The sequence below is a fragment of the Bacillus sp. IBL03825 genome (genome assembly GCF_024712505.1).
Classification (GTDB): Bacteria; Bacillota; Bacilli; order Bacillales; family Bacillaceae_G; genus Bacillus_A; species Bacillus_A wiedmannii.
Window position 1 is genome coordinate 2,796,017 of sequence record NZ_JAMXKE010000001.1, and the last position, 13,349, is coordinate 2,809,365.

The following is a 13,349-nucleotide window of genomic DNA, read 5'->3' on the forward strand; positions in this document are numbered from 1 at the left end:
CACCTTCTCTTTATAAAAGAATTGTTACAGATTCTTCTAAATAACGTTTAATTGTGCGTAAAAATGCAGCTGCTGGTGCACCGTCTAGTACACGATGATCGAATGTTAAACTTAAAGGTAACATACTTCCTTTTCTTAATTTTTTCCCTTTATATACAGGGACATGTTCAATTGCACCAACACCTAAAATACCAGTCTCAGGTGTATTTAATACCGGCGTAAAATATTCAATACCGAAGCTACCTAAATTACTAATTGTAAAGGTTGTTCCTTGCATATCATCACTATTTAAACTGCCTGCTCGTGCCTTTTGTGCCACATTTTTAATTTCTTTAGATAACTCTACTAAAGATAAATGATTAGCAAAGCGAATAGCCGGAACGACTAATCCTTTTTCTAACGCGACTGCCATGCCTAAATGAACATGTTCAAATTGATGAATTGCATCATCTATATAAGCGCTGTTCATTTCTTTATGCTCCGCAAGTGCTAATACAACAGCGCGAGAAACGAAATCCGTAATGGTTAGTTTGTTATCGTATCGTTTTTGTACAACTTCCGCTATGTCTTTATGTAAAGCAACTAAATCTGTCACATCTACTTTCATCGTTAATGTTAATTGCGCACTATTTTGTAAGCTTGTATGCATACGGTTTGCGATTGCTTTCCGCATACCAGTAACAGGAATGACTTTACTTCCCTCTTGTTCAAGTATTTCTGGAATTGTAACTCTTTCCTCAAGTGCCTTTAAAACATCTACCTTTGTAATTCTTCCGCCAGGACCTGTACCAATTAATGATCTAATATCAAGATTTTCAGTTTTTGCAATTTTCTTCGCAACAGGAGATATTTTGACTCTTTGCTTCGTCACATCTATCGCATATTGTTCTGCATGTTGTAAAATTTTAGGTTCTGGATTCGGTGTTTTCTCTTCTTCAACATTTGTACTTTCATAGACATCTACTTTTTCGCTCGGTTTACCGATATAGCAAATTACAGTGCCAGGTGGAACTCCCTCATCTTCACTTACAGCTATGTCAAGAACAGTTCCATCAGCTGGTGCTTCTATTTCCGTTTCGATTTTTTCTGAGTTAATACTAGCAATTAGTTCACCTTTTTCTACATTATCACCTGCTTTAATATTCCAGCTCGTAATAATACCTTCTTTCATCGCCATACCTAACTTTGGCATTACAACTTCTACAGCCATAGTTCTCTCTCCCTTCTAATCGTTTCATTACACATGTAATAAAGATTGGTCTCCGATCATTTCTGATACAGTTTCAATTACTTTCTCCGGCGTTGGTAAATATAACTTTTCAAGTGGTGGTGAGAACGGAACTGGTGTATGTGGTGCTGTAATTCGTTTAATTGGTGCATCTAACAAATCGAATCCTTTATCCGCTACAATTGCTGCAATATCTGTTGCGATACTACATCTTGGATTTGCTTCGTCAATAACAATCAGGCGATTCGTTTTTTCAACAGATGCTAAAATCGTATCTTCATCCAGCGGTGATAAAGAACGTGGATCGATTACTTCTACTTCGAGTCCCTTTTTCGATAATTGCTTTGCAGCTGCAAGTGCTGTATGAACTTGTTTTCCAATTGCGACGATTGTTACATCAGAACCTTCACGTTTAATATCTGCTTTTCCTAAAGGAATTGTATAGTACCCTTCTGGCACTTCACCTTTCATATTGTAAAGTGTTTTATCTTCAAAGAAGATTACTGGATCATCATCTTCAATTGCCGCCAATAATAAGCCTTTTGCGTCATACGGAGTAGAAGGAACGACGACTTTTATACCTGGAATGCTCGTAAATAAAGCATATAAACTTTGTGAATGCTGCGCTGCTGCACTAAAACCAGCACCATGCATCGTACGTACTGTAACTGGTACTTTCGCTTTACCACCGAACATATAACGGAATTTTGCACCTTGGTTTAATATTTGATCAAGACAACTACCGATAAAGTCATTAAACATTAATTCAGCAATCGGACGTAATCCTGTTGCCGCAGCTGCCATCGCTGCTCCCATATAACCAGCTTCAGAAATTGGAGTATCTAAAATACGATTTCGGCCAAATTCTTGTACAAGTCCTTTCGTAACACCAAGAACACCGCCCCATGCTTCATCATCTTGCAAGTGATCAACTTGTGCACCTCCTGCAACGTCTTCTCCTATCAAAATTACATTTTCATCACGACGCATTGAAATTTTCATCGCTTCATTAATTGCAGTTGACATACTTACTGTTCTAGTCATTATTTTTCACCCTCCTCTTATTTGTAAGAAACGTATACATCTTTTAATAATTCTTCATCCTCTGGATATGGACTATTTTCACTAAATTCAATCGATCTTTGCACTGCTTCATCTACTGCCTTTTCCATATCCACAAGTTCGGATTCCGTTAATAAAGCTTCATGAATTAAATGCTTGCGGAAATGCACAATCGCATCTTTTTCATTTAAATGTTCTTCTTTTTCTTCCGCTGTTTTATACGTTTGTGCTTCTCCTTCAAAATGACCGTAATTACGATATGTCATGCATTCAATTAAAGTTGGGCCACCGCCATTACGTGCACGCTCAACAGCCTCTTCCGCCGCTTTATATACTGCTAATAGATCTTTTCCATCTACTTGAACACCCGGAATGTTATATGCTTTTGCACGATCAGCAATAGAGTTACAACTAGAAGCATATTCAAATGTCGTTGCTTCACCGTAACCGTTATTTTCTGCGATAAAAATAACTGGTAACTTCCAAATCGCTGCTAAATTAACCCCTTCATGGAATGTTCCTTCATTATTTGCTCCGTCACCGAAGAAGCAAACACTTACATCTTTCGTTCCTTTATATTTAGCTGTTAATGCTGAGCCGCAAGCAAGTGGAAAACCTCCGCCTACAATCCCATTTGCACCAAGCATTCCTTTATTTAAATCGGCAATATGCATGGAACCGCCTTTACCTTTACATAACCCTGTCACTTTCCCGAAAAGTTCAGCCATCATCCCGTTTAAATCACAGCCTTTTGCGATACAATGTCCATGTCCTCTATGCGTACTTGTAATACTGTCACTATCTGTTAAGTGGGCACATACACCAACTGCTACTGCTTCTTCACCAGCGTATAAATGAACGAAACCTGGCAGAACGCCTTGCGCGAACAATTCATGCACCTTGTCTTCAAACTTACGAATCTCTAACATTTTTTCATACATCCAACGAGCTTGTTCTTTCGTAATTTCATTCCCTTTACTTTCAGTTGTTTTTAACATGTCCAGCCCTCCTATTTTCTTGTTCATCTTTTATATTGCAAGTACTGTGCCAAATTCTAATCCTTGATTTCATGGGTTTTCTCATTTCTTTCATAATAAAAAAGTGGACAAAATGAGACATATGTCTCGTTTTGTCCACTTTTGTTCACCTAATTTGAGAATTATTATCTTATTCATTCTCAAAACTCTTCTGTAACTTCCGGATGTAAATAATTTGACCAATATGATAAGCATTATGAGTTGTTACATTCGCCAATATTTCCCACCACTTTGCGGAAACAGAAAATCCAACTACATCACTTTCCACCTTCTCTTCATTTATAAGCTTTTGCCATTGTAACAGTTTCTCTAGTAGTTTTTCTCTCAACTCATCGAAGGTTTGATTATTTGAAAGCATAAAACTTTTGTTATTATCACCAATAGCGGGCACGGCATCCACATTCGATTCTTTGTACCTAGTTTGCCACGTTGAATTCCAATACAGTAAATGTTGTACAATTTCAGCTATACTATTACTCTCTTCATTCGGTTTCCAGAAAGCTTCTCTCTCAGGTAGATCTTTCACTGCATCTGAAAATGGAATATACCAACTAGGATCGTTTGCATTCGCTAATAATTGATCTGCTAATACATCTTTCACATGTACCACTTTACGTCCTCCCTTTAAAAAGATTCATTTCATGACAATACTCACTTCTCTAAATACGCTGAGTTTGTAAGATTTCCTCTTTTTAAACGCAATCCCATACATATACATATAAAGAAACCGAACGCACCTAATCCATAAGCAGCTGTATAACCACTTGTTTCAATAATCCAGCCTGCAAGTCCTGGTCCAATCATTTGACCAACTGCATAAAAAACAGATATAAAACTAATTGCCATCGATACATACTTTTGGGATACTTGCTTTGATGCTGCAACTTGTATTAATAAAAGGATACCACCGAGGCTAGAACCCCAAATTATTGCCGATACGATAAAACCCATTATGTTTTCAAAAAGGATTGGCACCACATCACCTATTACAGCTAATATAAGTGCAATACATAACGTTTTCTTTATGCCAATCCGATCTGAAATCAATCCCCAGATAGGAGCTCCTACTATTGAAAACATACCGGCAATTGCATAAATAGTTCCTGACATCGCTGCCGAAATACCACTATCAATCATAAAACTAGTTTGATATAAATTCGGAATTAAGTAAACAATGCCCACAATAAAATACATCCATGCAATAACATATAGTTCTTTTGTTTTCCATAAAAACGATTTATAATTCCCTTTTTCCTCATCTTCGGTTACATCAGGATTTTTCAAAATAATTGAAGCGATACATACTACGATACATGTAATAACCCCAAACAAAAACCATACACCACGCCAACTGTACGCAGGAAATGTACGTACTACATAAGGAACAATTATTCCACTAAATAACATACCTATGCCAGCACCGCTTAATAACAGCCCCATTACAGTTCCTCTTTTGTCCGGAAACCATCCTACCGTTATTGACATGAGTGGTGTATATACTAAAGCACTACCAGCTCCAGCACATAGCATACAAATAGCGACTAGCCAAAATGAATAAACAAAGGCTAATCCCAATAAGCTTACAACAACAAGCCAACTCCCTATTAATAAAACGGATTTTGCGCCGAAACGGATAGTAAATATTCCAGATGTTCCTACAGTTAATAAATATCCTAAAAAAAGTATTGTTCCTAACATACCTGATTGAGCTGTAGATAAATGAAGTCCCTCTTGCATAAATGGCAATATAATTCCATATGCCATACGTGCAAAACCGGTTGTTGTTATAATAAGAAACATCCCAGTTAATACAAATAGCCAAAAATGACTTTCATTCCGCTCTTTCATTTAAATTCCTCCATAAAAAATTATTTCCAATTGGATGTTGTTTGTAATTATAATGACCATTACAAAAAGCAACTACCAAATAACGGAAGAATTTACGGTATAGCGGATTATTCCTGTTTTACGTTAATAAATACGTAAAAGTTTTGATGGATTCATTCCATACTTTTTACGAAATAACTCTGAAAAATGACTGACATTATTGTACCCAACTGCAAATGCCGTTTCGGTCACATTACTATTTCCCGAACGTAGTAAATCTATCGCATGTTCCATACGTTTTTCTCGTAAATATGCAAATGTGGACATCCCAAATAATTCTTTAAATCCAATTTTTAATTTATAATCATTTAATCCTACTATTTTAGCCAATTCTAATAATGATGGGGGTGATTCCATTCGTTGAAGTAAAATTTCTTCAGCCTGTTTTATTTTATTCAAATCCTTTTTTGATAATTGACTCCTTTTATTTGCGTCACAATCATTAAGCAACACTCTCCCAAAATGTATAGAAAGCAATTCGAGCGCTTTACTTTCTAATTCTAGTTGACTAATACGATCCTTTTGGGGAGGCTCTATCATTTTCTTAATAAGATTAGATGTTATAGAATCAATTGGATTTTGAAACTTTTTAAAAGATTGATTTCCTAATATAGAATGAAAATCAAGACTTTTTTCAATAGCATTATTCATCATGAAATGATTAAATAATTGTACAGGAATCCCAATTGCTAATGAATATAGAGGCCTTTCTTTTTCATATTCAAATAACACATCAAAATCATTCATAAAATATAAATAACTATTTCCAGTCATTAATTCATACGCGGAATGACCAACTTGCACTTCTCCGAACCCTTGTAAACAAAAATTAAGCTCAACCATTGCTGCATCAGATGCAAACTGGATGCGATAATTTTTATGAAATTGATAATTTGATAACACAATTTCCATTCCTGAAAATGAAGTCCATCTTCGTATTTCACCCTTACCTATTGTTTTGGGCATATTCATATGCCTTTCCTCTACAACTTGTAAACCATGAAAGTATTTATGAAAAATATCATGAAAACCGTTAGTCTCCATGAAATCCACACTCCTTTTATGTGAAAACTAAATTTAATTGATAACCATTTTCAATTATAACAAATATCTTTATACAATAAATAGATTTTATCCCCATAACTCGTTATGATAAAAGAAAAAGAAAGCTGGCGGAAAATGGATAAAAAAATCGCAGTTATAACTGGGGCTTCAAGTGGTTTCGGTCTTTTAACAACACTTGAGCTTGCGAAAAAAGACTATTTAGTCATAGCTACAATGCGAAACCTTAATAAACGAGAAGTTTTAATATCTCAAGCTACTCAACTCAACTTACAACAAAACATAACAGTTCAACAATTAGATGTAACCAATCAAAATTCTATACATAACTTTCAATTATATTTAAAAGAAATAAACAGAGTAGACCTACTGATTAATAATGCAGGATATGCAAATGGGGGCTTTGTAGAAGAAATTCCAGTAGAGGAATACCGTAAACAATTTGAAACGAACCTTTTTGGAGCTGTATCAATTACTCAACTTGTATTACCTTATATGAGAGTACAAAAAAGTGGGAAAATCATTAATATAAGCAGCATTAGTGGTCAAGTTGGATTCCCTGGTCTATCCCCTTACGTTTCTTCAAAATATGCGTTAGAAGGCTGGAGTGAATCACTTCGTTTAGAAGTAAAACCGTTCGGAATAGATGTTGCTTTAATTGAACCTGGTTCTTATAACACAAATATTTGGGAAGTTGGTAAACAACTAGCTACAAACCAATCTGATAGACCTTCTCCTTACAAAGAATATATGGTTAAAATACAAAAACATATTAATAGCGGCAGTGATACATTTGGTAATCCGATAGATGTTGCTAATAAAATTGTAGAGATTGCTGAATCTAAGCGTACGAAATTACGATATCCGATTGGAAAAGGTGTAAAATTTATGATCTTTGCGAAGAAGATTCTTCCTTGGAGATTGTGGGAATACCTTGTTTTGAGAAGCTTTAAGAAAATGTAGTTTACTTTTTTGATAACATTTTGAAAGAGGTGCTAATCAAATGTTAGGTTTACCGTTTGGAAAAATGTTTTTAGTTCCATGGACTGAAGAATGGCAAATTGAGTTTATGAAAGAAAAACAACTCATTGAAGAACAAATTGGCAAACATATTTTAGCGATACACCATATTGGTAGTACCTCTATTCCACATTTAAGTGCAAAGCCAATTATTGATATTGCAATCGAACTAGAAAATTATACGGACGGTTTAACATGTATAAAAAAGTTAGAACTACTAAACTATAAATACAGAAAAGATGTACTGCCTGAACGATATTATTTTAATAAAGGAGAACCACGAACTCATCAAATTCATATGTATGAACAAGGCAATACATATTTAATAGAACAATTACAATTCAGAGCTTACTTAATTGACAATAAAACTTCTCGTATACAGTATGAACAGTTAAAGGTTCAACTTTCACAAGCTAATCCTAATGAAAAACATCAATATGCAGAGGATAAAACAAATTTCGTTACATCCATTTTAGCTAAAATAAATGGTAAATTTAAACAAGAAACCATTTACTACTAAATGGTTTCTTATTTATTAGTTAACTCTTGATTTGTACCATTAATAATCACCTTATTATGCAGCAGGTGGAACGAAATAAACTAGTATTGAGAGCATCAATATAAATGCAACCATTCCCGTTATCGAAAGTATATATTCTTTTGATTCTCTATCATACTTCCATTCCATCCATGCTCTTAAAGCCAATGATATCCCTAAATAAGTGAACATAACATAAGCCATTTTAGAGTTTTCAAATTTAAACATATAATAACAACTACCTATTATATAAATAATCATAAGCCCTATTTCCAATTTTACATGTAAACTATTCACATGCTTATATCCAAATAATCCTCTTTTTTCCGCATTCAACTTTCTTCTTAAAAACTGTTCTAAAAAGTAACCACCTATAGGCAGTCCAATAATAATAATAATAATAATCAAGATTGTAGAGGTACTCATTGTTGTTCCCCTCCTATTACTTTATTTATTTTTAGAAATAAAGTGGACTATATTTCGGTTATTCTCTTCTAAATAACTTACAATCCCTTCAGGATATGTGGGCTTCTCCTTTAATTCATTTATACTTTTCCAAGTTAATATAATATCCTCATATTCTTTATGTCTTATTTCATTTGTTATTCTCTCTTTAACAGATCCCCAATGCATCAATGTGCAATGATGTCCTTTTTCGTTATTCCACTTGAAAATATCCTCATTTACAACGGCTAACTCTTGAACATCAATCTTCAAATCGTATTCTTCTATTAATTCTCGTATTATTGCTTCTTTTGATGTTTCACCAAATTCAATAGAACCGCCTGGAAAACGATAAAATGTTCCCCTTAAATCACATTGAACAAGCACTTTAGAATGGTCTTCATTTAAAATCATTACTTCAGCACATAATTTAGGATTTTTCATTTGTCTCCCCATTCATTCCACATATGATTAAATCCAATAGTTATAAAAGAATAGATTAATCATAATTCCTGTTATTATTAATAATGGAACTGTTCCTAAAGAAATGACATATTCCCTCGACTCTTTATCATATTTCCACTCCATATATGATTGAAAGCAGTATAAAGTTATTAAAAATAATATGGGTAAATTACTAATATAAATAGGATTTAAAGTGGCACATATCATCGTTACTATTATATAAGAAATGATAAGAGCCCTAATGCCCCATTTATGAGCGTTGTTTACATATTTACTATTCCAGTCAGTTTGTTTCGGTATATTTAATTTTTTTCTCACTACTTTTTCCAAAATAACTAATAATATGATCCATAATACTAATAAAATCCCTTTAACTAAAAGCAGTGATGTCTCCTCCTTTACCTTTTATCCGGTTGATCACTCGGATAAGTAGCATTCTCTTTGTTTTCAACGTCCCAACTAATAATTGTCGCACTATCTCGTCCGAATTGATGATGAACTTGCTCTAATACATGATGAACACTTTCTTCAAGTTCTATATTATTTCTATTCATATCATTATACAGATTCAATGGTGTTTCATAATGACGTTCCCCACATTCTAATACCCCATCTGTAACCATTACAATTCGATTCTTTCCAGCACGTAATTCACGAATTCCTGTTGAATAGCAAGGGACTGGTAAATGAAATGTATTTACATTTCCAATCCATTCGTAAAAATGGCGTTGATTTAATGCATATTGTCCTAACTTATGTAACTCTTCATGAAATACATAAACTAAACAATCACCAATAGATAACCACCATATGTAGTTTTCTTTTCTTACACATATTAAGCACGCTGTTTCACCTTTTAATTTTTTGCACTTTTCTTTAAATGAGGGGGATTTAAAGATTGTAAGTAGATGATTTTCAACCGATCGAAATACTGTATCAATCGATTCATTCAACATTGCTTTTATATGTTCATATTCTTTTTGGATTGTATTTACTACTAAATCAACACTTTCCGCACTATTATGTCCATCTAAAATAGCTGCAAATTCCCAATCACCATTCGACCAAACTAACGCACCATCTTCATTCTTTTTTGCTCCAGCACTTATATTCCCGCCATATGCACCGAGTACGATATCACCATATTGTTTTACTGAAACTTCGTCTAAACACATCTTCTTATTTCCAACCCATGAACATTGTCTATTATTTGTTGTATGCATATTCACTCACCATATACTTTCGTATTCTTTCGCATAGTTTTTTGATTTTTTCTGCGTCACCATATGGTGCACCAGTCCATTTCGCTACTTCAGTCGGTGACCAAAACTCTTTGGGTGTATTTAGATAACGCGGTATAATGTGCATATGCGTATGTGGTACACCATTCCCTGAAACAAAAGTGTAAATATGTTCTGCACCTTCACTTTCTTTTAGCGCTTTACTTACTCTACTTGTTATAAGTCCGAACACTTTCGCTTCTTCATCTGTTAGTTCAGCAAGACCAGGTACATGTCTTTTTATATCTATCATTACATAACCAAGGTATGTTTCTTCACTATCCCAGTGGACATGTCCTACGTAAACGAGTTCATCTTCGTAAATAGCTCCACCTAGAACTATTATGTTTCCTCTATGTTTTTCGCAAATAAAGCAGTTTTGTTCTACTTGATTGTTTGTTGACATATCCATCACCATCCTTTTTATTTATAATATCATAAAAAAGGAAAAACAGGATTTATATTCCAAAAATCCATTTAACGGGGTAATTTTTGAAATGACTTTAATACTCACTTTTTCTTCAAAAATGCAACTCCAATTACGATTCCTATCACAATTCCGATTACCAAATTATTAGTAAAAAACCCTTGAAACACACCGATTACAACCCCTATACCGATACCTATTGCCAAGGCTTCATTTCTTTTATTATTTTTAGCCAAAATTGCATCTCCTCCCATCATTTCTCCCTAAATAACATACATTTACTTGAATGTATTAATATATTCACTACCTCACTTGAATATTTCCAAAAAATGCACCTTAACTTCACATAATAATATTTTCCATTTTCTGTACATACTCCTTTTATCATAATAAAATTTCAAGTAACCATTAATTATACATAGGCATTTACTATAAAAAAGCTTCGTAATTTATTGAAGGAGGAAAGGTTTAAATGCATCCTCACTGGAATCCAAATATAAATCAACAATATGTGTATTCCCCACATCCCGTAAGAAATACACTGCATCATGATTCACAATATATGATGCAGCATATCGCAAGTCTTGAAAGTCAATTAGCGAAATTAATCTCATTAATCGAAGAGAATAATCATTTAATTAAATCAATGGAACAACAACAAAACCATGTTTGTGCACCAGCTGGTAGTTCTGTTATCGTTCGTATGTAATTTTTCCGAACAAAAAACACACTTTGTTATAATAAAGTGTGTTTTCCTTTTATCTTCTTTTTTGATGAAACCCTTGTGTAATACGGTCTAGTATAATTGCAATGACAACAATAGCTAGTCCGGCTTCAAATCCCATTCCGATATTAACTTGTGTTACAGAGCGGTATACATCAACTCCAAGACCTGGCGCTCCTACAAGAGATGCTGTTACTACCATCGATAAAGAAAGCATAATACTTTGGTTCACACCAGCCATGATTGTTCCAGTTGCGAGTGGTAATTGTACTTTAAATAATTTTTGTGATGCCGTAGAGCCAAACGCATTCGCTGCTTCAATTAAATCTTCTGGAACTTGTCTAATTCCTAAGTCAGTAAAACGAATTGTCGGTGGCATTGCAAAGATTACGGATGCGATAATCCCAGGCACTACACCTACTCCGAAAAATGTAATTGCAGGAATAAGATATACGAAAGCCGGCATTGTTTGCATAAAGTCTAATGTCGGTTTTAAAAATTTTGAGAAGCGTTCATTTTGAGAAGCTAAAATTCCGATTGGGATTCCTAAAATAATTGAAATAATAACAGACGTAAGTACAAGTGCTAATGTTTGCATCGTCTGTGCCCAGTAGTTAATATTTAAAATAAATAATAAACCGATGAGTGTAAAAATAATTAAAGATACCTTTCTCGTTGTGTACCAAATGAGGAAACAAAGGATAATAATCATCAATATGGCCGGTATTATTGTTAAAAAATTAGTGAGTAAATCAACGAATCCACCGATAATATAAGAGAATCCTCGGAATAAGCCTTCAAGATTCTCATATAAACTTGCAACAAATGAATCGACCCATTCCCCTAATGGAATACGTGGTATACTACTCATCGTCTTTCACCTCTTCCTCAATATTACCTGCAAGAGCTTGAATGACACTTTCGCGTTTAATAATTCCTCTTAGCCTTTTCTTCTCATCAATTACGGGTAACGGATATTTCATCTCCGCCATTTTTGCATATGTTTCTTCCAGTAAAGTATCTAAATACACGTGCGGAATATCGTTTAGTAATAAATCAGCAATTGGCCATTGTTTTTGAACGGCTTTACTCGCATCATCCGCAGTTAATATACCTAAAAACTCATACTTTTTGTTAACAACATATACAGTTGAAACACCTGCATTTCTCATAATCTGTAGTGCTACACGTGGTCCACGATCAATTAATAAAGTCTCTGGTCGTTTTAATATAGATTCCGCCGTAATTACTTTTCCTAAATTTACGTCCGCAACAAACTTCTCAACAAATTCATTCGCTGGACTCATCATAATTTCTTCCGGCGTTCCAATTTGAACAATCTCTCCATCTTTCATTAACGCAATCCGATCGCCAATTCGAAGCGCTTCATCTAAATCATGCGTAATAAATATAATTGTTTTCTCCATTTTATCTTGTAGCTCTAACAATTCATCTTGCATTTCTTTGCGAATCAGTGGATCTAATGCACTAAATGACTCATCCATTAACAATACATCTGGATTATTTGTTAATGCCCTTGCGATTCCAACACGCTGCTGCATACCGCCACTAAGTTGACTCGGATAATTATCTTTATGATGATCGAGTCCTACTAACTGTAGCGATTCTAATGCTTTATTTTCTCGTTCCTCTACTGGAACTCCTTGAATTTCTAACCCGTACGCAACATTTTGTATCACTGTACGGTGAGGGAATAAAGCGAATTTTTGAAACACCATGCTCATCTTCGTTCTTCTCACTCTTCGCAACTCTTCTTTTCCCATCGTTGCGATATCTTCACCATCTATGTATATATGCCCCGCCGTTGGTCTAATTAATTGGTTTAACATACGGACCAACGTAGATTTTCCGCTACCAGACAAACCCATAATTACAAAAATTTCTCCCGTGTATACTTCAAACGTTGCCTTTTTCACACCAACGTTCATTCCTGTCTCTTTTAAAATTTCCGATTTGCTTTTTCCTTCTTTTAATAAAGACAGCGCTCTTTGCGGGTGTTTCCCAAATACTTTTGTTACGTTTTCAACACGCACCTTTGTATTATCCATGTCACTACTCCTTTTCTACCCATCTATTCATATAGTGTTGCGATTTTACAAAGAAATATTACATAAAAATGACATTCATAAGATTTCTTTAAAATTCGCGTTTCCG

General features: G+C 34.4%; 17 protein-coding genes. 3 read left to right on the forward strand and 14 right to left on the reverse strand.

All coding sequences use genetic code 11. The features are described from left to right. Positions 1–10: 10 nt before the first annotated feature. From NHG49_RS14275 to NHG49_RS14300, 6 genes are all read right to left on the reverse strand, one after another. On the reverse strand, positions 11–1,210 hold the full coding sequence (locus NHG49_RS14275) for a dihydrolipoamide acetyltransferase family protein (protein WP_064475475.1): 1,200 nt from the start codon (positions 1,208–1,210) through the stop codon (positions 11–13). A gap of 27 nt (positions 1,211–1,237) precedes the next feature. Further along, the gene (acoB, locus tag NHG49_RS14280) at positions 1,238–2,272 is read right to left on the reverse strand and encodes an acetoin:2,6-dichlorophenolindophenol oxidoreductase subunit beta (RefSeq protein WP_064475476.1); all 1,035 of its coding nucleotides are present in this window, start codon (positions 2,270–2,272) and stop codon (positions 1,238–1,240) included. 17 nt (positions 2,273–2,289) lie between these two features. Then, positions 2,290–3,288: an acetoin:2,6-dichlorophenolindophenol oxidoreductase subunit alpha gene (gene acoA, locus NHG49_RS14285; protein ID WP_064475477.1), complete on the reverse strand. Its 999-nt coding sequence runs from the start codon at positions 3,286–3,288 to the stop codon at positions 2,290–2,292. Positions 3,289–3,457: 169 nt separating this feature from the next. Beyond that, entirely contained in the window at positions 3,458–3,937 is a 480-nt protein-coding gene (locus tag NHG49_RS14290) for a DinB family protein (protein ID WP_048560849.1), read from the reverse strand. A 41-nt stretch (positions 3,938–3,978) separates the two neighbouring features. Continuing rightward, positions 3,979–5,175: an MFS transporter gene (locus NHG49_RS14295; RefSeq protein ID WP_064475478.1), complete on the reverse strand. Its 1,197-nt coding sequence runs from the start codon at positions 5,173–5,175 to the stop codon at positions 3,979–3,981. Between the two features lie 123 nt (positions 5,176–5,298). Beyond that, positions 5,299–6,258, reverse strand: coding sequence for a helix-turn-helix domain-containing protein (locus tag NHG49_RS14300; protein ID WP_064475479.1), 960 nt, complete (start codon positions 6,256–6,258; stop codon positions 5,299–5,301). A gap of 135 nt (positions 6,259–6,393) precedes the next feature. Here NHG49_RS14300 and NHG49_RS14305 point away from each other — a divergent pair, with 135 nt between their 5' ends. Further along, positions 6,394–7,239, forward strand: coding sequence for an oxidoreductase (locus NHG49_RS14305; RefSeq protein ID WP_064475480.1), 846 nt, complete (start codon positions 6,394–6,396; stop codon positions 7,237–7,239). Positions 7,240–7,279: 40 nt separating this feature from the next. Further along, the gene (locus tag NHG49_RS14310) at positions 7,280–7,816 is read left to right on the forward strand and encodes a GrpB family protein (RefSeq protein WP_149173562.1); all 537 of its coding nucleotides are present in this window, start codon (positions 7,280–7,282) and stop codon (positions 7,814–7,816) included. A gap of 54 nt (positions 7,817–7,870) precedes the next feature. Here the strand turns inward: NHG49_RS14310 and NHG49_RS14315 are convergent, their stop codons facing one another. The 6 genes from NHG49_RS14315 to NHG49_RS14340 form a co-directional block, all read right to left on the reverse strand. Further along, positions 7,871–8,260 (reverse strand): DUF4181 domain-containing protein, encoded by a 390-nt coding sequence (locus NHG49_RS14315; RefSeq protein ID WP_149173561.1) that lies wholly within the window; start codon positions 8,258–8,260, stop codon positions 7,871–7,873. A gap of 21 nt (positions 8,261–8,281) precedes the next feature. Further along, complete coding sequence (locus tag NHG49_RS14320; protein ID WP_149173560.1) at positions 8,282–8,722, reverse strand: NUDIX domain-containing protein; 441 nt, start codon at positions 8,720–8,722, stop codon at positions 8,282–8,284. Positions 8,723–8,749: 27 nt separating this feature from the next. Beyond that, positions 8,750–9,073: a DUF4181 domain-containing protein gene (locus NHG49_RS14325; RefSeq protein WP_081257260.1), complete on the reverse strand. Its 324-nt coding sequence runs from the start codon at positions 9,071–9,073 to the stop codon at positions 8,750–8,752. A gap of 68 nt (positions 9,074–9,141) precedes the next feature. Further along, positions 9,142–9,966: a PP2C family serine/threonine-protein phosphatase gene (locus tag NHG49_RS14330; RefSeq protein ID WP_098102848.1), complete on the reverse strand. Its 825-nt coding sequence runs from the start codon at positions 9,964–9,966 to the stop codon at positions 9,142–9,144. After that, positions 9,950–10,441 (reverse strand): HIT family protein, encoded by a 492-nt coding sequence (locus tag NHG49_RS14335; RefSeq protein WP_149173559.1) that lies wholly within the window; start codon positions 10,439–10,441, stop codon positions 9,950–9,952. The genes NHG49_RS14330 and NHG49_RS14335 overlap by 17 nt, the downstream gene beginning before the upstream one ends. 92 nt (positions 10,442–10,533) lie before the next feature. After that, positions 10,534–10,704 carry a glycine zipper domain-containing protein gene (locus NHG49_RS14340; protein WP_064475484.1) on the reverse strand — a complete coding sequence of 57 codons (171 nt, stop codon included), beginning with the start codon at positions 10,702–10,704 and terminating at the stop codon, positions 10,534–10,536. 218 nt (positions 10,705–10,922) lie between these two features. Here NHG49_RS14340 and NHG49_RS14345 point away from each other — a divergent pair, with 218 nt between their 5' ends. Further along, positions 10,923–11,159: a hypothetical protein gene (locus NHG49_RS14345; RefSeq protein ID WP_149173558.1), complete on the forward strand. Its 237-nt coding sequence runs from the start codon at positions 10,923–10,925 to the stop codon at positions 11,157–11,159. A 49-nt stretch (positions 11,160–11,208) separates the two neighbouring features. On the opposite strand, the gene NHG49_RS14350 is transcribed toward NHG49_RS14345, so the two are convergent. Then, on the reverse strand, positions 11,209–12,045 hold the full coding sequence (locus tag NHG49_RS14350; protein WP_064475486.1) for an ABC transporter permease: 837 nt from the start codon (positions 12,043–12,045) through the stop codon (positions 11,209–11,211). Beyond that, positions 12,038–13,243, reverse strand: a complete 1,206-nt coding sequence (locus NHG49_RS14355; RefSeq protein WP_064475487.1) for a quaternary amine ABC transporter ATP-binding protein — start codon at positions 13,241–13,243, stop codon at positions 12,038–12,040. The genes NHG49_RS14350 and NHG49_RS14355 overlap by 8 nt, the downstream gene beginning before the upstream one ends. Positions 13,244–13,349 lie beyond the last annotated feature (106 nt).